At 38.1% G+C, this 25,209-nt stretch carries 26 protein-coding genes; 14 read left to right on the forward strand and 12 right to left on the reverse strand.

Annotated features, from left to right (window positions below; genetic code table 11):
* The first annotated feature begins 8 nt into the window (after nucleotides 1-8).
* A complete protein-coding gene (locus MKY88_RS08460; protein ID WP_258268316.1) occupies nucleotides 9-836 on the forward strand; it encodes an ABC transporter permease in 828 nt (275 codons plus the stop codon).
* Here MKY88_RS08460 and MKY88_RS08465 read toward each other — a convergent pair.
* Nucleotides 825-2,462 carry a PucR family transcriptional regulator gene (locus MKY88_RS08465; RefSeq protein WP_340813402.1) on the reverse strand — a complete coding sequence of 546 codons (1,638 nt, stop codon included), beginning with the start codon at nucleotides 2,460-2,462 and terminating at the stop codon, nucleotides 825-827. The genes MKY88_RS08460 and MKY88_RS08465 overlap by 12 nt on opposite strands.
* A 145-nt stretch (nucleotides 2,463-2,607) precedes the next feature.
* Here MKY88_RS08465 and MKY88_RS08470 point away from each other — a divergent pair, with 145 nt between their 5' ends.
* Complete coding sequence (locus MKY88_RS08470) at nucleotides 2,608-3,963, forward strand: aspartate aminotransferase family protein (RefSeq protein ID WP_340813403.1); 1,356 nt, start codon at nucleotides 2,608-2,610, stop codon at nucleotides 3,961-3,963.
* A 40-nt stretch (nucleotides 3,964-4,003) separates the two neighbouring features.
* On the opposite strand, the gene MKY88_RS08475 is transcribed toward MKY88_RS08470, so the two are convergent.
* Entirely contained in the window at nucleotides 4,004-4,456 is a 453-nt protein-coding gene (locus MKY88_RS08475) for a MarR family winged helix-turn-helix transcriptional regulator (RefSeq protein WP_069480870.1), read from the reverse strand.
* A gap of 120 nt (nucleotides 4,457-4,576) precedes the next feature.
* Here MKY88_RS08475 and MKY88_RS08480 point away from each other — a divergent pair, with 120 nt between their 5' ends.
* Nucleotides 4,577-5,008, forward strand: coding sequence for a GNAT family N-acetyltransferase (locus tag MKY88_RS08480; protein ID WP_340813404.1), 432 nt, complete (start codon nucleotides 4,577-4,579; stop codon nucleotides 5,006-5,008).
* Nucleotides 5,009-5,207: 199 nt separating this feature from the next.
* On the opposite strand, the gene MKY88_RS08485 is transcribed toward MKY88_RS08480, so the two are convergent.
* From MKY88_RS08485 to MKY88_RS08510, 6 genes are all read right to left on the reverse strand, one after another.
* Nucleotides 5,208-5,624, reverse strand: coding sequence for an RDD family protein (locus MKY88_RS08485; protein WP_340813406.1), 417 nt, complete (start codon nucleotides 5,622-5,624; stop codon nucleotides 5,208-5,210).
* A 75-nt stretch (nucleotides 5,625-5,699) separates the two neighbouring features.
* Nucleotides 5,700-6,650 (reverse strand): carbohydrate kinase family protein, encoded by a 951-nt coding sequence (locus MKY88_RS08490; RefSeq protein WP_340813407.1) that lies wholly within the window; start codon nucleotides 6,648-6,650, stop codon nucleotides 5,700-5,702.
* Complete coding sequence (locus MKY88_RS08495) at nucleotides 6,650-7,534, reverse strand: DMT family transporter (protein ID WP_193831552.1); 885 nt, start codon at nucleotides 7,532-7,534, stop codon at nucleotides 6,650-6,652. Before MKY88_RS08495 ends, MKY88_RS08490 begins: the two co-directional genes overlap by 1 nt.
* An 88-nt stretch (nucleotides 7,535-7,622) precedes the next feature.
* Entirely contained in the window at nucleotides 7,623-8,873 is a 1,251-nt protein-coding gene (locus MKY88_RS08500; RefSeq protein WP_340813409.1) for a glutamate-5-semialdehyde dehydrogenase, read from the reverse strand.
* A gap of 12 nt (nucleotides 8,874-8,885) precedes the next feature.
* Complete coding sequence (proB, locus tag MKY88_RS08505) at nucleotides 8,886-9,980, reverse strand: glutamate 5-kinase (protein ID WP_193831554.1); 1,095 nt, start codon at nucleotides 9,978-9,980, stop codon at nucleotides 8,886-8,888.
* A gap of 384 nt (nucleotides 9,981-10,364) precedes the next feature.
* Nucleotides 10,365-10,748, reverse strand: coding sequence for a sodium:proton antiporter (locus tag MKY88_RS08510; RefSeq protein ID WP_193831555.1), 384 nt, complete (start codon nucleotides 10,746-10,748; stop codon nucleotides 10,365-10,367).
* 589 nt (nucleotides 10,749-11,337) lie between these two features.
* Between MKY88_RS08510 and MKY88_RS08515 the strand changes: the two genes are divergently transcribed.
* Complete coding sequence (locus MKY88_RS08515) at nucleotides 11,338-12,135, forward strand: DUF1835 domain-containing protein (RefSeq protein WP_340813410.1); 798 nt, start codon at nucleotides 11,338-11,340, stop codon at nucleotides 12,133-12,135.
* Between the two features lie 36 nt (nucleotides 12,136-12,171).
* Here the strand turns inward: MKY88_RS08515 and MKY88_RS08520 are convergent, their stop codons facing one another.
* The gene (locus tag MKY88_RS08520; protein ID WP_340813411.1) at nucleotides 12,172-13,077 is read right to left on the reverse strand and encodes a LysR family transcriptional regulator; all 906 of its coding nucleotides are present in this window, start codon (nucleotides 13,075-13,077) and stop codon (nucleotides 12,172-12,174) included.
* A gap of 284 nt (nucleotides 13,078-13,361) precedes the next feature.
* Between MKY88_RS08520 and MKY88_RS08525 the strand changes: the two genes are divergently transcribed.
* Entirely contained in the window at nucleotides 13,362-14,114 is a 753-nt protein-coding gene (locus MKY88_RS08525) for an alpha/beta hydrolase (RefSeq protein WP_031419567.1), read from the forward strand.
* A 178-nt stretch (nucleotides 14,115-14,292) separates the two neighbouring features.
* A complete protein-coding gene (gene brnQ / locus MKY88_RS08530; RefSeq protein ID WP_340813412.1) occupies nucleotides 14,293-15,633 on the forward strand; it encodes a branched-chain amino acid transport system II carrier protein in 1,341 nt (446 codons plus the stop codon).
* 55 nt (nucleotides 15,634-15,688) lie between these two features.
* Here brnQ and MKY88_RS08535 read toward each other — a convergent pair whose 3' ends face one another.
* Entirely contained in the window at nucleotides 15,689-16,447 is a 759-nt protein-coding gene (locus MKY88_RS08535) for an SDR family oxidoreductase (RefSeq protein WP_340813413.1), read from the reverse strand.
* 155 nt (nucleotides 16,448-16,602) lie between these two features.
* Between MKY88_RS08535 and MKY88_RS08540 the strand changes: the two genes are divergently transcribed.
* The gene (locus tag MKY88_RS08540; RefSeq protein ID WP_328202085.1) at nucleotides 16,603-17,184 is read left to right on the forward strand and encodes a TetR/AcrR family transcriptional regulator; all 582 of its coding nucleotides are present in this window, start codon (nucleotides 16,603-16,605) and stop codon (nucleotides 17,182-17,184) included.
* A gap of 215 nt (nucleotides 17,185-17,399) precedes the next feature.
* Here the strand turns inward: MKY88_RS08540 and MKY88_RS08545 are convergent, their stop codons facing one another.
* On the reverse strand, nucleotides 17,400-18,581 hold the full coding sequence (locus MKY88_RS08545) for a YhgE/Pip domain-containing protein (protein WP_340813414.1): 1,182 nt from the start codon (nucleotides 18,579-18,581) through the stop codon (nucleotides 17,400-17,402).
* Nucleotides 18,582-18,639: 58 nt separating this feature from the next.
* Nucleotides 18,640-19,221 (reverse strand): TetR/AcrR family transcriptional regulator, encoded by a 582-nt coding sequence (locus MKY88_RS08550; RefSeq protein WP_069480884.1) that lies wholly within the window; start codon nucleotides 19,219-19,221, stop codon nucleotides 18,640-18,642.
* 184 nt (nucleotides 19,222-19,405) lie between these two features.
* Here MKY88_RS08550 and MKY88_RS08555 point away from each other — a divergent pair, with 184 nt between their 5' ends.
* The 7 genes from MKY88_RS08555 (at nucleotide 19,406) to MKY88_RS08585 (ending at nucleotide 25,126) form a co-directional block, all read left to right on the forward strand.
* On the forward strand, nucleotides 19,406-19,720 hold the full coding sequence (locus tag MKY88_RS08555) for a PadR family transcriptional regulator (RefSeq protein ID WP_069480885.1): 315 nt from the start codon (nucleotides 19,406-19,408) through the stop codon (nucleotides 19,718-19,720).
* Between the two features lies 1 nt (nucleotide 19,721).
* Nucleotides 19,722-20,258: a DUF2812 domain-containing protein gene (locus MKY88_RS08560; protein ID WP_291758404.1), complete on the forward strand. Its 537-nt coding sequence runs from the start codon at nucleotides 19,722-19,724 to the stop codon at nucleotides 20,256-20,258.
* A gap of 63 nt (nucleotides 20,259-20,321) precedes the next feature.
* On the forward strand, nucleotides 20,322-20,852 hold the full coding sequence (locus MKY88_RS08565) for a DUF2812 domain-containing protein (protein WP_328202079.1): 531 nt from the start codon (nucleotides 20,322-20,324) through the stop codon (nucleotides 20,850-20,852).
* Between the two features lie 13 nt (nucleotides 20,853-20,865).
* Nucleotides 20,866-21,771 carry an ABC transporter ATP-binding protein gene (locus MKY88_RS08570; RefSeq protein ID WP_340813416.1) on the forward strand — a complete coding sequence of 302 codons (906 nt, stop codon included), beginning with the start codon at nucleotides 20,866-20,868 and terminating at the stop codon, nucleotides 21,769-21,771.
* A complete protein-coding gene (locus MKY88_RS08575) occupies nucleotides 21,755-22,999 on the forward strand; it encodes an ABC transporter permease (RefSeq protein WP_193831564.1) in 1,245 nt (414 codons plus the stop codon). Before MKY88_RS08570 ends, MKY88_RS08575 begins: the two co-directional genes overlap by 17 nt.
* A gap of 222 nt (nucleotides 23,000-23,221) precedes the next feature.
* Nucleotides 23,222-24,391, forward strand: coding sequence for a toxic anion resistance protein (locus MKY88_RS08580; protein WP_193831565.1), 1,170 nt, complete (start codon nucleotides 23,222-23,224; stop codon nucleotides 24,389-24,391).
* Between the two features lie 189 nt (nucleotides 24,392-24,580).
* On the forward strand, nucleotides 24,581-25,126 hold the full coding sequence (locus MKY88_RS08585; RefSeq protein WP_193831566.1) for a hypothetical protein: 546 nt from the start codon (nucleotides 24,581-24,583) through the stop codon (nucleotides 25,124-25,126).
* Nucleotides 25,127-25,209 lie beyond the last annotated feature (83 nt).

Genomic DNA, 25,209 nt, shown 5'->3' on the forward strand with positions numbered 1-25,209 from the left:
TGGATACAATGAAACAGCTACAACGTTATACTAAAAAACTGAATTTATCCATTGGTCTCCTCGTCATTATCGGCTTTTTGCTCGTCATGCTGGTCAGCTTTTTTTATACACCGCATGATGTCAACGCCATGAACATACCTGAGAAATTGCGTGGACCAGGTGGTGCTTATCTTTTTGGGACAGATGAATTCGGGCGTGATATTTTTAGCCGAATTATGAAGGGGACACAAACTGCTTTCGCCGTTGGGCTATTAACTGTAGGAATTGGGACATTTTTTGGTATTACCATAGGTGGAATTGCAGGCTATGTTGGCGGCTGGATTGATGAAATATTTATGCGAACGATGGACGCTTTAATGGCATTTCCAGGCATTATTTTAGCGTTAATGCTAGTAGCTGTATTTGGCCCAGGGATTGTCAATACGGCCGTAGCATTGGGCATTATCGCCATCCCTGCTATTGCCCGAATTGCGCGAAGTGGATTTGTCCAACAACGTGATTCAGAGTATGTATTGGCAGCGAAATTAATTGGCGTCAAGCCTCATAGCATCATGTTTCGTCATATTTTACCTAATATATCATCGCAAATTATTGTCGCAGCTACCGTCACATTTGCAACTGCCATGCTAGCTGAGGCAGCACTAAGCTATTTAGGGCTCGGTGTTCAGCCACCAAACCCTAGCTGGGGCAGAATGTTAAAAGATTCACAGGCATATTTAATCGGTGCCCCTTGGTATACGTATGCGCCCGGAGGAGCCATTACAATTCTTGTTCTTGGTTTATATATGCTTAGTAATGCCTTACGTGATTTTATGGACCCGCGTTCAAAATCGTAACAAATCAGGTGCTGTTTTTTGCAAAAGCTCATAGGCCTTGACTGCGATTTCAATGTTTAGTCGATGTGGCGCTTGCAAAAAATCAGCACCGAATATACTTTCTAGTCGTTCAATTCGTTTGTAGAGCGTTTGACGGACGATAAACAATTGCTCAGCCGTATCATTTTTAGCTCCATTGCAAGCTAAGTAAACAGCTAATGTTTGGAACAAATCATGGCCATTTTTTTGATCCAGTAATAATAATTCTTGCAAATAATCTTTCACAAATTGTAATAGGGCGGTCTGCTCTTGCTGTAATAATAGCCGGAAAACACCTAAATCCTTATAATAAATGGAGCTAGCTAATTGATGATGCTGCATTTGGATAACCGATTTAGCCTCCTTATAGCCAAGATGGACACTTTCTATCGTTTGATAAACATTGCTAATCCCGCAAGAAAGAGTGAGCTGTTCAAAAAATTGAGATGCTTTTCTAGCAACAATTTGTGATATAGCTTGATCGAAGGAATCTCGATTATCCTTCATATAATCAGCAGCAATATAGAAGGCTAAAATAATAATTTCATGCTGTCGTACTGAAACGGTAGGGAAGAATCCTAGTTTCTTTAAGATGGAGCGAACATACATGGCATTTTGTAATTGAATTTCCTGCCACTCTTCCTCTGGAACCACTTTGGCTTCGTTATGTAAATTGAATACGATGACACGGTAAAATAAATTGCGACTTTCAATCGGTAAATAGCTTTGATAGTATTGGATATCCACAGGCTGGCCTTGAATTAACGCAAGAATAAATTCATCCTCACGGCTTTGCTGACGTTCCTGTAGCATGCGATTTCGCATTAAAATATGGGCAATCGACATCGTAGCACGTTCCAAGTTTAATAAGGTGTAATCACTCGGTTTTGGCAGTCCAGAATGCATACATAAATAGCCCCAAACTTGTCCAAGACCATTTACTGGGATAATAACAAAATGATCCTTGTCAATTGATAAAAGATGCAAGGGCTCTTGTAGTTCTAACTGCTGACAATGTTCTTCCATAATACGTAAGTACTTTTTGGCTTCGACTGGATAATAAAAGCTTTTTGTATCTTCAGAGACAAATAAAAATGGTGCCTCAGTATCTTGATGAAGGACTTGTAAAATTTTCAAAATACCATTTGGCATTAATGATAATTCCATAAATGTTTTGGAAAGGGTATCGAGCTGTGTAAGTGCCTGTTGATGTTGGTTAATTATGTACGTATGTAAATCTTGTGTAATATCGATAAAACGAACTATTTCTTCAAAAACAATGATTGGGAAATGATGCGCATTCGCCATGGCAATCAGCTCAACGGGGACATGATCAAAATAGTCTCCAATTTCAATACAAAGCCCTGCTGCTTCGTTCCGAATAAGGTTTTGTAAGTAGGCGATTTGTGTTTCGCGCTCTAACTGTAAACCGACACCAGTAGTTAAAATGAGCTCACCACCATTAATTAATGTATCAAAATCTTTAATTTCTAAAATATGTGTCCACTGAACTTGACGTTCAAGGCCATGGTGTCCTGCTATAAGCTTCGCTGATTCAAAATATTTGCGCTTCAGGACATCACGTACAAGTAGAGGATGTTTCGACATAAATTAGCACCTGCCCTTCAAATGTACAATGTCTATTTTTTATTATGTTTGAGAAATCAGAAAATTTCAACACGAATGAGCGTAATAGTAGAAATTGATGAAAGACAAAAAAAGACATCTAGGATACACGATTGGAGGTCATGATTTGGAACGAAGTGATCAGTTCACCCATACCTTACTGCAAAAAGATCGTGAAAATGTTTGGCACCATATGTCCATTTATAACGACCATACACCAGCCATTATTGAACAGGGAGAAGGTGCCTGGATTACAGACAGTTTAGGCAACCGATTTTTAGATGGCATGTCAGGCTTATGGGCGGTCAATGTAGGTTATGGACGTGAGCGACTTGCTAGGGTCGCTTATGAGCAATTAAAAAAGCTATGCTATGCCCCTTTAACACAAAGTCATGAACCTGCTATTAGATTAGCTGAAAAAATCAACGACTTACTAGAGGATGACTATATGATGTTTTATTCGAATAGTGGTTCTGACGCAAATGAAGTAGCGTTCAAGGTAATACGACAGTACCATCAACAAAACGGGGAAGGGACCCGCTATAAAATGATTGCTCGTTATCGTGCCTACCATGGTAGCTCGCTTGGAGCATTAGCCGCTACTGGCCAGGCTTTACGTAAATATAAATATGAACCATTAACACCAGGCTTCCTGCACGTTGCCCCACCTGATCCTTATCGCCGTCCAAAAGGACAATCTATTGAAGCATATAATTTAGCAAGAGCGCGTGACATTGAGGAAAAAATTATTTGGGAGCAAAAAGAAACAATTGCGGCTGTTATTATGGAGCCATTCATAACAGGAGGGGGTGTCTTAATTCCACAACCAACGTATGTTCAAGAAGTAGAGCGCATTTGTAGAAAATATGGGGTATTACTCATTATCGATGAAGTGATTTGTGGTTTTGGGCGAACAGGTAAGCTTTTTGGACATCAGCATTTCGGGATTCGCCCAGATGTTATTACAATGGCAAAGGGACTTACTAGCGCCTATTTACCATTATCAATTACAGCAGTAAGAAAAGACATTTATGAAAAGTTTAAAGAAACAGATGGCTATAGTCATTTTCGACATATTAATACGTTCGGTGGTAACCCAGCAGCCTGTGCAGTAGCATTAGAAAATATTAAGATCATTGAGGAAGAGGGACTTGTACAACGAGCAAAAGATTTGGGAATTCAACTACTCCATGACTTACAAGACTTATTAGAGCTGCCCTTTGTTGGTGATATTCGGGGACTTGGATTGCTCGTTGGTATCGAGCTTGTTGAAGATAAAGCCTCACAAATACCTGCTAAGGAAGAACGTGTGGCAAGCATCATAGCGGCTTGTAAAGCGAATGGCTTAATTATTGGGAAAAATGGCGATACAGTGGAGGGCTATAATAATATTATTACGTTAAGTCCACCACTTTGCTGTACCGATGAAGATCTTGAATTTATGGTAGCTGTATTAAAAAGAGTATTTGCCGCCCATGTCTAGTACGAGGCGATTCCAGAACGGGATAAATCAGGAATCGCCTTTAATAGTGTCGCTTCTGCCCTTTTTTTACAGATTCCCAATCAATTTCAATGTTTTGTAGGACGCGCGTGAGTAAATGGTGAATGCTATCGACTTCTTCGCTAGAAAAACCATCAAGTGCTCGTTCGTTGGAGTACTCGCCCTCCCGTTTTAAAAATGGATAGATGTCTAAGCTCTTTTTGGTTGGGAAAAGTAATTTATTTTTCTTATTTCCTTGGTCACTACGTTTTTCAATAAAGCCTTTTGTTTCTAATTTTTGAATGGCCCGAGAAGCGGTTGTGCGATCCACCTTCAATAGCTCCGCCACTTTTTCTTGAATGATACCAGGATTTTCGCAAATTCGGATTACATATAAATATTGTCCCTTCGTTAAATCCAATTCCTTAAATTCTATATTACTAATCGAGTCTAATGCCCGTGCGATAGCACCTATTTCACGTAAAATTTCTTTCATTTTCTATCCTCCTGAGATTTTTATTGTATTTGCAATAAAAATCGTTCTATACTAATAGTATCATCTTCAGGCGAAAAATGCACCTGAAGAAGAGGATGATTGAAGCTAGGAGGAGTATTCATGAGCATAAAAAAAGTAACAACTCAAGCAGATTTACAATTAGCATTTGATTTTAGACGAAAAGTTTTTATTGAAGAGCAACAAGTACCTGAGGTAGAAGAGTTTGATGAATTTGATTCACTGCAAGCACCATGTGATCATATCCTTGTGTACTATCAGGAGCAGCCAGTAGGAACGGGTAGACTTCGTGTAGTCGAGGGCTATGGTAAACTGGAGCGTATTTGTATCGTAGAAGAGTTCCGTAAATTTGGACTTGGCAAAGAAATCATTATGGGCTTAGAGCAAATTGCCCGAGATAATGGTCTTACAAAAGCTAAATTAAATGCTCAATCGTATGCAGAGGGTTTTTATGAAAAATTAGGCTATAAGCGTGAAGGAGAAGAGTTTATGGATTGCGGCATTCCCCACATTTTAATGAAAAAATATTGGTAAATGGACTGGGGATTGAAAAGTAGGTAGAGTTTCCATGTACTCTTTATTGAAGAAAGCATGAAGTTAAATCAAATAACTTTAAATATTTTGTCATTAAATAACACCTCCTCCTGTTAACCTTGGGAGGAGGTATTTTATTGCTAACTATGAATTTCGCATAGATGGGATGATCATCATACTCCATACGTCATTGTGTTTCTTATCTACAATTAATTTCAGCTATTCGTTTTTTTTCTTTCACAACCGTACCCGCAAAGCTGTCATGGGGAAGGCATTGTCCTTGCTGTTGCTCGAATGCTTGGCGACTTTTTAAATAGTGAAATGAACTGATTGTGTCGCGATAAGCCATGCGTTTAATAATTTGACGGTCTGATAATTCATGACCCTCTTCATGTTCGAGTACTAGTCCCATAGCTTTGTAGCCAATGGTTTGTCCATTTTTGCGAAGCTGTGCATACTCTAATGCCCATAACATAGCGGTCGGTGTAACGAGTGTATGAACAACCTCATTTTTCACTTTCTTCCGTAGAAAATACTCAACGCCTAAAGTGACAGCTGTGGAAATAGCTGTATCCATTAAAAAAGCAATGGCTCGTTTTTTAGTTATCGATTCCATGCAGGTCCTCCTTCCATTGTTTTCTTACCAATACATACGGAAAATAAGGATAAAAAGTTTCGAATGATGCTAGATTCATTCCAAGGATAGTTCAGGATAAGAGGGGATCGCCCCGTGCTTCATTGTCGTGATTCCTGCGTAGCGGTTTGCAAAAGTAAGCAGTGATATCGCATGCTGTTCGCTATAGGCCACCAAATGATCTACAGATAATTGATGTTGAAGGAATTGACTTAATATCGCCCCAATAAAAGCATCCCCAGCGCCAGTCGTATCAACTGTTTGTACGTTTTCAGCATTGACCTTACTATGACATTTTTTTGTATATAATGTTGCGCCTTTTGCTCCATGTGTAATAATAATCGTCTCCAGATGTCCCTGAAATAATGTTTGCACAGCCGACAATTCTTCTTCTATGGCTGTTAGAAATAACAGTTCTTCATTGGAGAGCTTTACAATATGGGCTTTTGGTAAAAAAGCTAGAATCGTATCTCTACATACAGTCTCATCCTGCCATAAAGGCAAGCGCACATTCGGATCAAAGGAAACGATGCTGCCTGCTTGATGTGCCTGCTCAATAAAAGCTATATGGGCAGTCTTCATCGGACTTTCCACAAGATTAACAGAACAAAAATGAATGATATCTTTGTCAGTTAATAGTTGTGAGGGGAGATACTCTTGTTTATACAATAGATCTGCAGCATGACGACGATAAAATTGAAAATCACGCTCCCCAGTTTCAGAGAGTGCTACAAAAGCAAGGCTTGTTTCTCCCTCAGTAGTCTGACGAATATATTGTGTATCTACACCTGCTTGCTGCAAAGTTTTCTTCAGAAAATCACCAAACGCATCCTGACCTACTTGTGTTAGGATTGCGGCCTGTTGACCAAGCTTGGCACACACTACTGCGACATTTGCAGGGGCTCCACCAGCATGCTTCGTAAAATGCTCAATATGGGCTAGGTCACCATGCTGCTGGGTTGGCGTAAAATCTATTAACAATTCGCCAATTGTAAAGAGTTTGCCCATTATGATACCTCCTGTGGTAGCCGTTTTTTCTTCGGGGTATAGATCGTGTAGAAAATCCCGCCGAAGATGAATAGAATGCCCAATGTTTGCATAAAGTTCGGCATAAAATCAAGCAGCAGCATATCGAGTAAAATCGCGACAACTGGGTCGACGAATACTAATACGGAAACTAGAATTGTAGAAAGACTGCGGATACTATCAAAAAATAAATAATAAACAAATCCAGTATGAATAAATCCTGTGCCTAAAATATAGAACCAATTGGTTGAGGTTAAACCTTCAAAGAGTGAGAAATCGATGAAGGGTAGTAGCATCACAATGCCAACCGTTGTTTGTATATATGTTAAGGCGTAGGAGCTAAGGTTAGTAATGGTCTTGCTTGTTAGCATAGTAAGGGCATAAAATACTGCTGACAGTAAGGCCCAAACAAATCCAGATTGCATAAATTCAGAGAAAGATACAAAATTTTGAAGACCCATAATAAAAATACTACCGATAAAGCAAGTAATGGTCGCTACGAGTGCTCGAATAGTCATTTTTTCTTTTAAAAAGATAGCGCCTAAAATTAAGACAAAGATAGGGGCTAAATTATAGATAGAAATCGCAATCGAAATAGACATTTCCTCAAAGGCTTTAAATAAAAATACCCAATTTAACACTAAGAAAACACCACAAATAATTGTTTGAATAATTTCTTTCTTTTCCCATTTCTCCGTTTTATGTCCACCTGTGATGAGCCACAATCCTCCTAGAAAGAGGGTTGCGCAAATACATCTCACAAAAACAAGCTCTGTTGCAGGAACACCAGTATGAACAGTAAAAAAGCCGATGGAGCCAAAAAGTGCCATCGATACGGTTAGTTTAATAATGGCTGAGATGTTCATACAAAACCTTCTTTCTAATTTTTATTTGTAAATATGAAAATGAAAGCTAATAGGGTAAATCCCTACCAGCATATATCTTGCTATAGCATTATTCGCGAATTTGCCCATTACCATATATAAAATATTTTGTAGAGGTGAGAGCAGGTAATCCCATCGGGCCACGCGCATGTAGCTTTTGCGTACTAATACCAATTTCTGCTCCATAGCCAAATTCAAAACCATCCGTGAAGCGGGTAGAGGCGTTATGATAAACGGCAGCTGCATCGACGCTGTTTAAAAACGTCTCCGCCACCAATGGATCTTCTGTAATAATCGCTTCAGAATGATTGGTCCCAAAATGATGAATATGCTCAATGGCCTCGTAAACATTTTCAACTAATTTAACGCTTATTTTTAAATCAAGGAACTCAGTCGCATAGTCATCTTCAGTCGCTAGAAGGGCTCCCGAAAATGCCTTGCATACTCGCTCGTCACCAATAATAGTAACACCTGCTTTATGGAGCGATGATAAAAGCTGGGTGCCATTTGTTTTAAACCATACAGGATGAATTAATAAGCTTTCTGCAGCATTACAAACAGAAGGACGCTGTGTTTTGGCATTCAAACAAATTTTTTCTGCTTTTATGTAATCCGCCATTTCGTCCACATAAATATGACAGTTGCCTGCACCTGTTTCTAATACAGGGACAGATGCTTCTCGGACGACTAAGTCTATAAGAGCCTTGCCGCCTCGAGGAATTAATACATCCAGGTACTTGTTTAAATGAAATAATTCTTTAGCTGTCTCGCGACTTGTATCCTCGATTAATTGGACAGCATCTGTCGGTAGAGACGTTTTTGCTAATGCACGATGAATACTTGCTACAAGGGCACTATTTGAAAACTTAGCAGATGAACTCCCTCGTAAAATCACGGCATTGCCTGTTTTTAGGGAAAGTGTCGCGGCATCCACCGTAACATTTGGTCTTGCTTCATAGATCATACCTATGACACCAAGTGGTACCATGCGTTTTTCGATGTGTAGTCCATTATCTTTATCGATACGTTCGATGACTGTGCCAACCGGGTCCTTGAGAGAGACAAGTAAATGAATGGCATCGACCATCGCTACAATGCGTTCCTCATTGAGCATGATACGGTCCAATGTAGAAGCGGACATACCTTGTTGTTCTCCATTGACAAGGTCTTTCGCATTTTCTGCAATGATGTCATGTTGGTCCATCAATAGCTGCTCGGCAATTTTAGTTAGAGCTTCATTTTTCTCACAAGTAGTTTTAATATTTAACATATAGCTAGCGGCTTTGGCACGTGGACCCTTTTTTTGAATTTCACTTACCATGTTCAGACCTCCTTATTTAGTTTGAATTTTCAGCCATTTATCTCTATGAATGACCTCAATCGGGCATTTTGAAAATGCATTTGACCGTTTGCCCATAGTGGACACCAATTCTTGTGAGGAATACAGCACTTCACCACGTCCAAGTAGACCTTGTTCACTATACACTTCAACTACATCCCCATTGTTAAAATCACCTTCAACCTGATAAACACCTGCGGGTAACAGGCTTTTACCATTGACCATAAGTGCTTGTTCAGCACCACTATCTATAAAAATTTTACCAGAAACTTCCGTAAGTGCAATCCACTGTTTGTGATTCTTTAACACGGCTAGGTCATCATGTCCAATATAAGTTCCATCACCACGTCCTGCTAAAATATCAACAAGCTTTTGAGCGCTACTCCCAGTTCCAATAAAAACTTTAACTCCTGCCTGTAAAGCAGTGCGGGCAGCCAATAGCTTAGATGCCATGCCACCTGTACCAACCTTAGAACCTGCACCGTCTGCAAAGTTTAACAGGTCATCCGTAATGGACGTTAAAAAATCAATGCGCTCCGCATGAGGGTTTTTGCTAGGGTTGGCGTTATATAAGCCGTTGATATCTGTTAAAATGATGAGTTGATCTGCATGAACAAGTCCACTAACAAGGGCAGACAGCATATCATTGTCGCCAAAGGTTAACTCACTTATAGAAACCGTATCATTTTCATTTATGATAGGTAGCATCGAGCGTTCAAGTAATTCCTCGAAAGTAGCATAGGCATTTTTATAGCATTCCTTTTTAGAAAAATCGGTACGCGTCAGTAAAATTTGAGCAGGCATTATATCATAAATACTAAATAATGCACTGTACGTTTGAATAAGCAAGCTTTGCCCTACTGCTGCCGCCGCCTGTTTGCCCTTTACCGTAACAGGACGAGCAGGGTAGCCAAGCTGTTTAAAGCCCGCTGCTACTGCACCTGATGATACAAGTAATACGTCATGTCCCTGTTTTTTCAACTCCGCGATTGCCTGAACATGATCCATTAAGCGAACTTTATCGATTTCGCCTTTCGCATTTGTTAAAGAGCTACTCCCAATCTTGACGACAATTCTCTTTTTTTCCACCACATGACCTCCAATTGTCAAAATAAAAACCCTTTTCATCCTAAAAAATTAGGACGAAAAGGGTTGCTTTCCGTGGTACCACCTACATTGAATATCGTGCGACATTCCACTTTCCTCATAACGCTAGAGACTGCGCCTAGTTTAGCTAGGACGGTAGACAAAGTAGGTTCATTAGTCTTTCTTGCACAATGTCTTGCAGCCGAAGGACATCGCTCTCTGTTCAAGCAGTTACTAATTACTGGTCTTCGTTCGTTTTCTCATCATAAAGTTTTTCAACTATTGAGTAAAGAATGCACTACTTCCATATGCCTGTCAAGATGATTGGGAAAATTACTTGAAAGTTTTGATAAATTAAGAAAAAAAGATAGAAAGGGAATGATGTTGTTATTTAAACCACCAAATGGCGATGAAAAGAGGGAGCATTGCTAGCATAATTACAAAGAAGCTCCAAAGTACTTGTTTTCCTGAGGACATGTTTTTTGGCTTAATGCTCATTTGTTCATAAAGCTTGTTAATGGCACGTTGTTCTTTCAAATAAAGCATTGCTTGAAATTCTTCATAATCCTGTATATAGCTTGATGGGGGACGCGGACTAAAACGTAAATTTCTAATCGAGTCGGTAATATCTTTATCATTCATCCAGTAGGTGATAACAGGAGCTAAGCCTGTATTTTGTGTAGCTTTTACTTGAATGTCATGGGACTTCATTTTATAGTAAACCTGACCGTACTCGTCTTCATACTGTGAAACAATATCACTAACTGCCACTAATAATCACCTCTTGTTGAAGTTGTCTAATTTATTATGAGTTTCTTCTATTATAATGTAATAAAGGAGAAAAGTATTGCTTAAACGAGCATTAATTGTGAAACGAATGTTCATGAAAAATTTTTAATAAAGTCATAAACTTACATCTAAAGTAAAGTACGGCATGTAGTATAATGAAAATAGTTTGTTAAAAGTAGTGAAGGAAGGGCATTATTGGAGATTTCCATGATGCATTGAGTCATTGCGATAAAGGCGATTCATTTACCTCGCAATCTTATTTTTTTTTATGATATAGAAAAGGGATGTAATGAATATCTTCAATCCAGAAGATCTTTAATTTTCCTTGTGTTGTTACCATAGTTCGTCGATTCATCATTTGAACATATTGCGTTTCAAATGCTTATTTTGGGTATAGTATTTTTAGTACAAGCATGATTAATATTTTTATTGTTTAGTATTATTGCAGGGAAAGTTAGATCCATCATTATTGGAAAGCCTGTGATTGCTAAGCGATTAATATGGTTCAAGGTATCCTCTTTACATTTATCGGGATACAGATTGCCATTAGCAAACACGAGGAGGAATTCACATGGCTATTTTACATATAACCTTTAGCTTAGCAACCCAGGGTTCCATGAAGCTTGCTATACGCCAACATCTTTTGCAACGTAATGAATCAGTTTTAAGTGTCCATGATGATTTCTCTATTGGACCTCTTCACAGCTTAGAAGAGCGCATAGTATGGTTAAACACTCATATTATAAAGGATAATGAAGATCAGCAATTATACGTAGATATGTATGAAAGCTGGAAGAAAAAAATTGCCGAACTGCCATGTGATGTGGATGTTTGGGTTTGGTATAGTCAAAATACACATGAACAGATTGGTTTGCGCTATGTCATGAATGAGTTTATTCATAAATGTAGTATGGTTTATGGGATTGACGCAACAGATGGCCTGAAGCAAATTCGACCACATCTCAATATTCGCCATACAGGAGAGCTTTCCTCAGAAATGCTCATGAAGCTCCGTCCTTATGCAAAACGATTTTCAGTTCAGGAATGTCAACAGCTTGCCAAGGAATGGGAAGACCTTAAAGAACATTCAAGTCCACTCCGATTGTGGAAAAAGGGCGTTGTACATGTAGAGGAAGGTACTCTGGATACGCTCATCATTGCCGCTGTGAAGGATATGCAAGCACAACATAATGAAGAATGGCTTTTACTTATGCCTATGATCAGTACTATTAGCGTTGCCTTGGATGATTATATTAGTGATGAATTTATTATGAAACGCATTATGACTATGATTGAGCAAGGCTTCTTTCAGATAGAAGGAGATTTATCAGATTTCCATTCCTGTAGGGTGAAGTATATAGAAGTATAATAAAAAGCGGTAGGCTGCATTGAGCAACCTACCGCTTTAGTTTTCCTGAGAGGGAGGAGACATTTTCTTTTCATAAAAATCAAAGACAAATTGTTGGAATTGGCGTGCAGATGGTGACAAATAACGATTGTCAATCCAGGCCATGCCAATAATACGTTCACAAACCATATCCTCCACATGGATTTTGACGATTTTTTTCGGATTCAAATCCTCATCATCAGGTAGCAATGAAACACCGAGACCAGCACCAACAAAACCTGCAATGGTAGATACCTCATCACCTTCATAAGAAATTTTAGGCTTAATGCCAGCAGCATGTAACAAGCGATCAGCTGAGCGGCGGAGGGCATACCCTTTTTTCATTAGCACAAAGTTCTCATGCTCCAATTCTTTCATTTTTATGCTTTTGCGATGGGCAAGAGGATGGTCAATAGGAACCATAATAAATAACTCATCTCGCCATAGTTCCTTCCAGCTAACGGGAGGCTCTGTATCAATCGCTGCTAGTAAGCACAGGTCTAACTCTCCAGCAAGCAATTGTTTTAACTGAGAATGCGAGTAATTTTGTGTGAAATGAAAACGGATATGGGGGTGCCTCTGACGAAAAGCACGAATTAAGTCCGGTACAATACTAGTCCCAAGAGTGTGTAAAAAACCGAGTGACACATCCCCAAGCTCCGGATTATTAAGCTCTTGTAATTCTAATACAGCTTTTTCATATTCTTTCCGCATTCGTTGCACACGATATAAAAAAAGTTCACCATAGCGATTGAGCATAATGGAACGTCCCTGCCTATCAAAAAGCGGTACACCTAGCTCTTCTTCCAGCTTTGAAATTGAACGACTTAACGCTGGCTGTGAAATTGCTAATGCTTCAGCAGCACGTGTCATATGTTCTAACTTTGCCACGGTTACAAAATATTCTAATTGTTGCCACTCCATTTTTTCACCTCTATTCTCGTAATTTTTAAGTTAACTGCATTATAACGGGAAACAGGGAGGAAGTATAGGTGGCAAAAACTTTTTAAAAAGACGTTGCCTTTAATTAGAAGAATGGAAAAGTTAAGTAGCAGAAAGTGTGGTAGTACAGGTGTTAAGTTGACATCATTCATGCATGAAACACATTGATTTGATAAAAACTATAAATTGTACATTATGAATAAAGGGTGTTAAGATAGACACATAAAATACACAATTAATAATTTCCGTGAAGGGGATATCCTAAAATGAAGTTAACAAAGCCGCAACCTCTAACAATTGAGGGAGGCAAAAAAGCCGTACTATTATTGCATGGATTCACAGGTAGCACAAAAGATGTGAAAAAGCTAGGAGAATTTTTATCTCAACGAGGTTATACCGTTCATGCACCGATTTATAGTGGGCACGGAGTAGAACCAGAAGCATTATTAGAAACAAAACCAGAAGACTGGTGGAACGATGTTGTTGAAGGCTATAACTTCCTTCAAAGTAAAGGCTATGAAGAAATCGCAGTTGTTGGCATTTCACTAGGTGGTGTTTTCTCATTGAAAGTGGCAGAGACATTCCCAGTAAAAGCATGTGTAGCGATGTGTGCACCGATTACACGTGATAACTCAAAAGGCTTATTTACACGTTTGTACCACTATGCTCGTTTATATAAACACTTTGAAAATAAATCAAAAGATCAAATTATTTCAGAATTACATGAATTACGTATTTCTCCAAAAGATTCATTAGATGGTGTAACACGTTTAACGACTGAAACACGTGATGATTTATCAACAATTAAAGCTCCGACATTAGTACTACAAGGGTCATTAGACGATGAGCTTTATCAGGAAAGTGCACCGTTTATTTTAAATACTGTAGAAACGGATGACAAAGAAATCATTTGGTATGAAAATTCAGGTCATATTATTACGTTAGATAAAGAACGTGATAAAGTATATGAAGATGTTTATAAATTTTTAGATCATATTGAATGGTCAGTTGCAAATTAAAGAGGGGCTGTCAAAGGGCAGCTCTTTTTTTATGCGCTAATTTTCTATATTCATAATGATATATGAAAAAACTATTGTAATTATAATAAATGCTTGATAACATAATTGAATTGTAATGAAAAATCATTCGATTAAAATAATTTGCTATAGTTAAAAACTTCTAAGGAGCACATCAATTATGCAACAAAAAATACCTTTCTCAACCTATGCAGTCATTGGCACTATGTTATTCGGGCTGTATTTTGGAGCAGGGAATCTTATCTTTCCAATTCAATTAGGTCAACTAGCAGGGACCAATTTTTGGCTTGGTTTAATCGGATTTTTAGTCACGGCTATCGGTCTACCATTCCTCGGAATTTTAGCGATTGGTTTATCAGGTAGTAACGGCTTACGCGATCTAGCGAGCCGTGTTCATCCCATCTTCGGTATTGTCTTTTCATTGGCTCTTTACTTAACAATTGGGCCATTTTTTGCCATTCCACGTACGGCGACCGTACCATTTGTTGTGGGCTTTGAGCCCTATATTCAAGCACAACATGTTACATTATTACTTGCCGTGTTTAGCTTCATTTTTTTCGCCATCGTTTTTTATTTCTCGTTAAATCCAGCAAAAATTATGGATTACATTGGAAAATATTTAACACCGGCCTTTTTAATTGTGTTATTCATTTTAATTATTACGAGTATCGTAAAGCCGATGGGGGATTTCCAGCAACCGATGGGCGATTATATAGATGCTGCCTTTATGACAGGCTTTAAAGAGGGCTATAATACGATGGATGCTTTAGCTTCCCTTGCCTTCGGGATTGTGGTCATTCATGCAATTAAAAGTGCAGGCATTTCAGATCGGAAGGAAATAGCGAAGGCGACATGGACGTCAGGTATTTTTGCAATGGCCCTAATGATGCTTATTTATGGCCTGATTACGTACATGGGCGCTTCGAGTATTTCAGCTGTAGGTACCTTTGATAATGGTGGTTTAATTTTTGCCGCAGTGGCAGACCATTATTTCGGTTCATTCGGTGCTATTTTATTAGCCGTTATAATTGTTCTCGCTTGTTTAAAGACAAGTATCGGCTTAATCACTTCTTGTAGTGAATTTTTCCACGAAGTGTTTCCGAAGATTAGCTATAAATGGTTTGTATTTTTATTGTGTGTTGTATCCTTTGTCATTGCCAACTTCGGATTAAACAATATTATACAATTTGCCATCCCAGTTCTTATGTTCCTATATCCACTTGCGATTGTTTTAATTTTACTGGCTCTTAGCTCATCGTTCTTTCACAATAAGCAAGCGGTGTATGCCATCGCCATGATTTTCACATTTTTCATTAGCGTAATAGACGGCTATAAAGCCCTAGTAGTAAGTGTACCTGAAGCACAATTACGTGTATTTGATGCTGTAGAGAAGGCTTATTCTTCCATCTTACCGTTTTATGATATAGGGTTAGGGTGGATATTGCCTGCGGTCATTGGAGCGATACTTGGAGCTCTAATTCCATCTAAAAAAGTACTATAATTAAAAGTAAGCACGCACAGAAAAAGACATCTGTGCGTGCTGTTTTTTTACGATATTAGTAAGCTGTCCATCCACCATCGACAGCAATAACTTGTCCGTTCACAAAGCTCGCTTCGTCTGAGCCAAGGAAAATAGCTAATTGAGCAATTTCCTCAGGTTGACCAGCACGAGGATTAATCGATAAACCAAGTGCTTGGCGTGCTGCACCTGTTTGACTCATATTTGTCATGGAAGAGGCGATATTCGTCATAACTGCCCCTGGCGCAATACCATTGCAACGAATATTTTTATCCGCATACATAAAGGCTGTATTTTTAGTTAATCCAACAACAGCATGTTTAGACGCAGTGTAAGCAGCACCTGCACGTGCACCATATAAGCCACCAGCAGAAATATTATTGACAAAGACACCATGTCCTTGGGCAAGGAAAATGTCTGTTGCCATACGCATTGAGCGCATCACGGCTGTTGTATTAACCGCAAATACTTTATCCCAACGATCATCAGAAATTTCTCCAACTGGCTCCATACCATCCATGATACCTGCATTATTGACTAGAATATCTAATTGTCCATAGTTACTTTTTGTTTCATGAAATAAACGTTGTAAGTCTTCTGTTGATGCGACATTTGTTTGAATGGCAAACGCTGTACCCCCAGCCACTTGAATGCCTTCCACAACAGCTTGGGCACCATCTAAATTTAAATCTGAAACGACAACCTTAGCACCTTCTTTTGCATAACCTTCTGCTATAGCTTTCCCCATCCCTGAAGCTGCACCTGTTACAATTGCTACTTTACCTTCTAATCTCATCTCAAAGACCTCCTCATACTATTTTAGATAGATATTGAACATCTGTTCATTAAAATCATATAATAAATATGAAAGCGATTTCAATATGCAAAATATCTGAATGTGTTGAGTAATCAACACTTTTGGAAAAACTGTTTACTAAGGAGCTGAAAAAATTGTCTACAACAGATTTAAGAATTATTAAAACAAAGCAAGCCTTACACGCCGCCTTATTGACCCTGCTAAGTCAAAAGCCATTGGAGCAAATATCCATTGCTGAAATATGTAGAGCGGCCAAGGTAAATAGGGGAACATTCTATTTGCATTACGAGCAAAAGGAAGGACTCTTTGAAGAATACTTTCAAGAAATTATGGAGGATTTATACCAATCCTACGAAGAACCTTACCGTGCCGTGACAACATTGGATACACATCAACTTGACCCAAACACTATTCGTATTTTTCATCATATTGAACGCTTTAAAATGTTTTATCGTATCGTGTTTTCCAAAAACGTTCCATTGACATATTATTACATGCTGTTTGACGGAATTTACTCATTGCTAAAGAGAGATATCACCTTGCATCACGAACATCAAATAACAGAATCGATTTCGATTGATTATTATAGCGCCTACCAAGCAAACGCGATTATCGGACTCATTATTCAATGGTACCGTGGTGACTTTAGCGACAGCGTAAGCGTCTTAAATCAGCAACTCGCTGCGATTTTGAAAAATGTCCGAAGCGGCGGGTAGAGCATGAAAAGAGGTGATGAAACGCTTGAAATGAAGTAAAAAGATGAAATTGGTGGATAGGACGCTCAAAGTGACGGATAGAGGAGAAAGAAAAGGGAAAAACGCTCCAAGTGATGGATAGAGTGTGAGAAAAGTGTGATAGCTCACTCAAACTAACGGATAGCCCCACCCCGTCCATCCAGCAAATGAACAGAGCAAGGGGCTATATAATACAACTAACTAGAGGTAAAAGCGGGAGAGGGCTTGATTGCCACGGTTATTGTAGCGATTACCAGAGTGACGAGGATGATGATGCCTAAGGAGCTACTGTTTTGTAGTAAATTATCGGCACTTCCCCCAAAAATGATAGTGTAATAGCCGTCGGCACCGTAAGTAGCGGGGAGCATGGCAGCTATTTGCTTGTAACCTTCAGAAAGCATGGTTTTAGGAACGAGCACTCCAGAGGTTACTAATTGGAGGGATAGGGCACAAATATTGAAGACCATGCCGATATTTCCAAAGAGAATGACGAAAACTTGTGCTAAACAAAGGAAAGCTAGGAACATCACAGATTGGAAGAGATAGATGGATAGAAAGCTTTCATTGCTCGTAATAGTAAATAGATGCATTAAACAGATTGTAAGGAATGGTAACGTGAGAGCGACTCCAACATTGAGCAGCTGTCGTGCAAGGAACAATTGCCACTTTGAAACGCTACTTTGTACCATTTGTGTGGCTTGCTGATGTTGCATAATCATCACCATGGCCCCTACAAAGGAGGAGATAATGACCATAAGTGGGACAAAGTTTGCTGCAAATCCTTTTACATCATTCGTTTTAACGATGGTAGCATCGACGGTGTGATCTTTAATGGTCATCACGGTTGTTTGGACAGATGCGTTTATTTGCTGTGAGGTTTTTTGCTCAAATGGAAGCTGGGCAAATTGTTGGGAAAAAACCTCGATCGCCTGATTTTGTTGTAATGGGTAGAGCATTTGGTTCATTTCTTCTGTTAATTGCTTAGCTACACCATCCATCATGTTTTTCGCAACACTAGCATTGGCCTGATTAATCAAATAGATAATTTCAGCTTTTTCTCCCGCCTGAAGTTGATTCGTAAAATTAGCTGGAATTTGCATAATCATATTAATTTGGCGTTCATTTAGTGCTTGCTCTGCTTCCTTCATAGAGGAATATTCGTTTAACGTAAATGGAATGTTGTCCTTCATGTCCTTTACTATTTGCGTCCCCATTTCCGTATCTTCCGTCAACAAGCCTATCGATAATTGATCAGCTCGTTCATTGACACCGTCATAGGCTGTCATCCAAATTGTAAAGAAAATTAATTGAAAGGCAATCGTAGCAACAATGCCAATATATGTTTCAGGAACTCTCAATAAACTTTGTAAACCTCTCATTTTTAAACCCCCCCTTAATAAAGTAAGTACTTACTTGCGTTGAAAGGAAAAATTTTTTCTAGGAAACGAGTCCCCTAGAAAAAATAGCAACACTTGTCTGTAATAGTTTTTCGGTTGGTATGTCAGACACCATAGTACCAAGACGGGCACGTGACATAAAATGACCAAAGTTAAGCGCAATAAGTGATAACGCTGCAGCTTCAAAATCAACCTCTCTTATCTTCCCTCGCTGTTGCATTTCTTGAAAGTACTGGCATAGTTCCTTTTTGATCTGAAGAGGAATATTTGCAATTTCCTCACTGATTTCAGGAAACTGAATGGACTCCTTAAAGCCGATCATCACCAAGTCTTTAATCGACATTAAAAATTCAAAATGCTTTAATGAGAAGTTGAATAAATCTTTTTCTAAATCCCACGTGACGTTTTGATTGATCTCCTGTTGTAAAAGGGGATAATACGAAAATTGTTCAACTATGGCTTTCAAGAGGCCACGCTTATTGCCAAAATGGCGAAAAAGTGTAACTTCATTAACGCCGGCTAATTCAGCAATCGTTTTCGTTGTGGCGGCAGTATAGCCCTTTTCACTAATCAATTGTAGAGCAGCTTCAACGATTCGTTCTGCGGTTCCCTTTGTTGTCAATCATAAACTTCCTTTCATGCAAGTAATCACTTACATACTAGCATAGTGCATGATTCTCTGCAACAAAGTAATTCGATTCAAGGAAATAATAGGAAAAAAGAACATTGACAACTATATCGACTGCTGATATATTTTAAATGTATCGGCTGACGATATATTGGTGGACGATATAAAGGGGGATTGTATGACACAGGAGCATCCGCCGTTAACTGAAGGCGTTTATTATATTTTATTAGCTTTGTATGAGCCTAGACATGGTTATGGCATCATGCAATTAGTAGAGGAAATGAGTAGTGGGCGAGTTCGCTTAGGCGCAGGTACCATTTATGGGGCAATTAAAACTTTGCTTGAGCGAGGCTGGATTGAGGCGCTCGACGAGGATGGTCGCAAGAAAGAATATGTAATTACAGAAACTGGGAAAAAAGTAGTTGAATATGAAATTTTGAGATTGAGGGAACTTTTTGACAATGGTATCCGTATAACGAGAGGAGTTGAATAATATGCATAAATATCGTTTGATGATTAATCCATATGCAATTGAAAATTGGGTCAATAACCTGGCTTGCCAGGGCTGGCATCTGAAAAAGTTTACATGGATTCGTTTTACGTTTGAACGTGGAGAACCAGGCAGCTATATTTATCGCCATGATGAATTAGAGCGATTTGGCACTTACTACGAAGAGGATTATCTAACATTTTTAGAAAGTACTGGCATTGAACAAGTTGATCGCTCTGGCAATTTTGTGTTTTTTAGAAAAGCTGCCCAGGGAGGTCCGTTTGAGCTTTATACGGATAAAAAAACTAAAATAGGAAGCCTATCAAAAAAGATGGCACTCTTTTTCTCTCTTATTCTACTTAATTTATATTTTGGTATTTCAGGCTTGATTGGCGATTTTTCTTATGAAATGACGAATTGGATAGGATTTATCTTACATAGCTTTAATCTAATTATAGTCATATTATTCTCTTTCCCATTATATAGGCTTAGACGTGTACGTAATCGATTGAAGAAAGAGTTAAATATATTTTCAGATTAGTGGACGTCCATTATTTTCTGGGAAATCAGAAAATAGCAAAAAATCTATTAGGGGTGAGAAAGGATGGAAAAAAGAATATACCGTTTTTTTATAGATTATGAAAAGGAAGAACGGTGGGTCAATGAAATGGCAGAACGGGGGTGGAATCTAAAAAAAGCAGTTGTAGGTTATTTTGTCTTTGAAAAAGGAATGCCACAACAATATATTTATCGGAATGAATTTGTAAATAGGAAATCGAAGGACTATTTTGAGTTTCTAGAGGCGATGAATATAGATTGTGTGAACAAATTCGGTGTTTGGGCGTATTATCGAAAACCAAAGGCAGAAGGGCCATTTGAATTATTCTCAGATACTACCTCTAAAATTAGCTATTTAAAGTCGATGAATCGTATTTTTATAGTACTGTTGTTATTCAATATCGTAGTTGGTCTTTATAATTTTTCAATGGGAGCTTGGGGACCTTCTGTATCAATCGTCAACACTAGTGTAGGATGCTTAAATTTTATCGTGTCCATAATGTTGTGTATTTCTATTTTTAAAAATGAAAACCGTAAAAAAAGATTGAAAGAAAATTTACATATATTCGAAGGATAAGGAGGATGACAACATGACTTTACAGTTACAGCATGTCACGAAGAAGTATAAGGATTTTACGGCTGTAGATGGATTGAATTTTACAATTGAAAAAGGTGAAATCTTTGGTCTGATTGGTCAAAATGGTGCAGGGAAAACAACTACCTTCCGTATGATTTTAGATTTACAGGAGACAACGGCAGGTACGATTACTTGGAATGGTCAACCAGTTAATGCGATTAACCGAGATGTCTTAGGATATTTACCTGAGGAACGTGGTATTTTTCCAACGATGAAAGTCGAGGAGCAATTGTACTTTTTTGGTGAGTTACGTGGTATGAAAAAAGCCGAGCTGAAAAAGGAAATTGATTTTTGGATTCAACGTTTTGAGCTGGAAGAAAAACGAAAAGATAAGGCTGAAACACTATCAAAGGGGAACCAGCAAAAAGTACAGCTTATTGCTAGCTTTATCCATAAACCTGAATTTTTAATTTTGGATGAACCGTTTAGTGGATTGGACCCGGTTAATAAAGACTTACTGAAGGATGCCATTTTACTTTTAAAGGAACAAGGTACAACTATTTTGTTCTCTAGTCACCAAATGGATAATGTTGAGGAACTTTGTGATCACTTATGCCTATTAAAAAGAGGTGTTTCTTTATTTTCTGGTAGCCTACTAGATTTAAAGAAACAATATGGCAAAACAAAACTGGCAGTACGGACAGATTGGTCAACAACACAGCTATTGGCGTTAGAGGGCGTTAAGGATGTGCGTGTAGAGAAGGAACAAACGGTTCTAACATTAGCGGATGAAAGCTTTGCCCAAAGTATTTTTGAGCAGCTTTCCAATGGAAAGTATATTGAAAAATTCAGCCTGGATTATTTATCATTAGATGAAATCTTTAAAGATAAGGTAGGTGGCAATGTTGTCGAAGTTTAATTTATTGATGAAACAATTATATAAATCAAAAATAAAATCAAAATCCTTTATTTTAATGACATGTTTATATGTCCTTGTTATGTCTGTAGCTGTTTTCTGGTCTGAAATTAAAGAGCTATTTACAGGTGATGATGAAGCACAGCAAATTGCCATTATCAATGAGACATCCGCTGATTTAAGTGGTATCTTTGTTTCTAATGGGGATATGGCCTTTATCCAAGATGAAAAGGATATACCGACACTTGAAAAAAAAGTGAAGGATGGCAAACTAGATGCCATTGTGACGATTAATGATCAAGGTGGTCAGCTACAAGCAGAAATTGCTACGTTTACACCACTGAAATTAAACGATCAATCGACATTGTCATCCTTATTGCAATATGCTGGTCAGCACTATGCGGTACAGCAATTATCGCTTTCACCCGAACAGGCAGCACAAATTATGGCTGCTCAAACTACGATTTCCAATAAAAACTTAAATGAGGAATCAACGGGTGGAAAAAGCGAGGAAGAAAAGCAATCAGGATTAGTTGTTTCCTATGCAGTGGGTATTTTAATTTATTTCTTTATTTCTACATTCCTATCTATGATTACTACTGAAATTGCCTCTGAAAAGGGTTCACGAGCAATGGAAATGCTTTTAGTAAGTGTCAAACCAACTACTCATTTTAAAGCAAAAATAGCAGGTGTATTATTGCTTGCTTTAACACAGATGGGTATTCTTGCAGCAGTATTTCTAATCTATGCTAAGCTCGTAAAAGGAGGGATCGTTTGGGATGCGGCTGCCAGCATTGTCAAAGAATTGTCTGTTGGCTATGTCATCTATGCCATCGTATTCCTATTGCTAACGGTTATCCTGTATCTTATCATTGGCGCATTATTCGGCTCATTAGTATCGAAAGTAGAAGAAGCAGGTCAGGTATTAATGCCAGCCATGATTATTACGATTATCGGCTTCTATGTCATGCTAACAGGAATGGGTAATCCAGATACAATCATCATTAAAATATTCTCTTATATCCCGTTAACATCAGGGATGATCATGCCAATGAGGATTGGTGCTACAGATATCGGAGGGATAGTTCCAATGCTATCTTTAGGTATTTTAATCGCAACGATTATAGTCGTGTACCTATTTAGTTTATCGTTCTATAAACGCAGTGTACTGACATATAGCTCAGGCGGTGTGATTCAAAAAATTAAAACAGTTTTAAAGGTAACCACTTAAATGATAAGCAGCTACACGATGATGTAGCTGCTTTTTGGTTGTTTCGTGCCAATGTTAGAAAACAATGTAAAGGAATTTGCATAATCAGTCGAATTTTGTTTAGAAAGGAGCTATAATTTAAAAAAGAGCTTGAAATTGGCTTTGTCTTTCTATCGGAAATGAAACCTTTTTCCAAGGTAATCGTAAGTAAATTGTAGAGATAAATTGCAGGGGGTAAAACGTATGTCTGAATTCAACAATGATCTTTTAAAATCCAAGGACCCATTCGCTACTGAAAATCCTTTATTACAGCCTAATCCACTAATGCAACAAGAGCCTGAACAAAAGCCAGTACTTGTATCTGAGCAAGAGTTATCACAAATTGCGCAAAACCAGCTTATGTTAAAGAAAGATCCAGAGGTTCATGCACTTGCTCAACGAATTGATGTTAAAGATCAAATTGCCATGCTAGAGCTGGGGAAAGAAACAGCAAGTGGCATTTCTACTTTTTCAGATAAAATGCTGGCTACTATGAAGTCCAGCAAACTAGAAGAATCGAGTGTCCTATTAAATAATCTCAATAAAATTATGGATAAATTTGATCCTCAAGATTTCTCAGAGGAGAAAAAGGGTGGCTTCATCTCCAAGCTCTTTAATAAGGGAAAAGAGCAATTGGAAAGATTTTTATCTAAATATGACAGCATGAATAAGGAAGTAGATGTCATTTACCGCGAAATTCAAAAATATGAAGGTGAAATGAAACGTAATACAATTGATCTTGAAAATCTATACGATCAAAATTTAAATTACTTCCAATCTTTAAGTAAATTTGTCGCTGCGATTGAAGTAAAGATAGAAGATGTTCGTTCAACATTACCAGCCCTTGAACAAAAGGCTCAGACGGGTGATCAATTAGCAGCAATGGAATATGAAACAATGCTGCGTGCAGTGGAATTATTAGAGCAACGTCGCTATGATTTAGAAATGGCGCAGCAAGTATCATTCCAATCTGCACCTCAAATACGTTTAATGCAGCAGGGTAATAACCATTTAATTGCGAAGATTAATTCAGCCTTTGTGACGACAATCCCTATTTTTAAACAAGGTTTAATTCATGCCGTTACTTTAAAGCGTCAAAAGCTTATTTCCGATTCTATGGTTGAGCTAGATCGCCGTACGAATGAAATGCTTGTGCGCAATGCTGAAAACATTAGTAAAAATAGCGTTAATATTGCACGTGCAGCAGGTAGCCCGAGCATAAAAATTGAAACTATTGAAACAACATGGCAAACAATTATGGCAGGCATTCAAGAAACGAAGCAAATTCAAGCTGAAACAGCTAGAAGTCGTGAAGAAGGTCGTAAACGTATTGAACGTTTGCAATTAGAATATGAAAAATTGAAAAAAATGTAATACTCGAAGCTTCTTGTAGAAATTTTTGCAAGAAGCTTTTTTATTTTGTATGCGGTAAATGTTCTTTGACAAAATGGAAAATACTGATTATGATAAAATTAAATGAGAATGATTATCAAATGAAAAAGGAAGCGAACAGATGTTATACAAAGCAATACGATTACATGAAATCATTCGTGGAGGAGTGAAATGATGACCAATAAAATAAAATCCTCTACATTGTCGTATGAGCCTTTTGAAGATGGAACGCTTGCTCTTAGCGCAACTGAAACTTTAATGCTTATTCCACAAAGCCGTTATTTAGAGTTATTGCATAAGGAAAAAGTGTATAGTGCGAGACATACAGATTTAGATCATAAGCAAAATGGGATAGAACAAGAACGAAAAACATTAAAAAAACAAAATGCAGTCCTGACAGAGGACTTGCAAAAATCTAAGCAGCAAAACATTGTCCTTCAAAAAAAAGTAACGGAATATAATTGTGTTGTAGAGGAAATGCAGGTGCTCCGCCAACAAAATACAGAGCTATTAATTGAACTGAGTAAATATACGTCCTTGTCGAGAGAGTCATTAACGGGACCTCTTAAGTCAATGATCCGAAATATGCGAGAGCAAGGGGTTGGCATAAAGGAAATCCACATACGCATCAAACGCCAAATCAATCCAGATATTAGCTATAGTACAGTGCGCAAATATATCTCAGAGCTAGAATCAGAGCAGAAGGATGGACGGTGATCTAAGAAGTTTAGAAGTTTTGCATTTACAGTTGCCACTCAAAGCCCTATAATAAGTCTATTCTTTAACTAGTTTAATATTAT

The organism is Lysinibacillus sp. FSL R7-0073 (assembly GCF_038009065.1).
In the GTDB taxonomy this organism is placed as follows: domain Bacteria; phylum Bacillota; class Bacilli; order Bacillales_A; family Planococcaceae; genus Lysinibacillus; species Lysinibacillus fusiformis.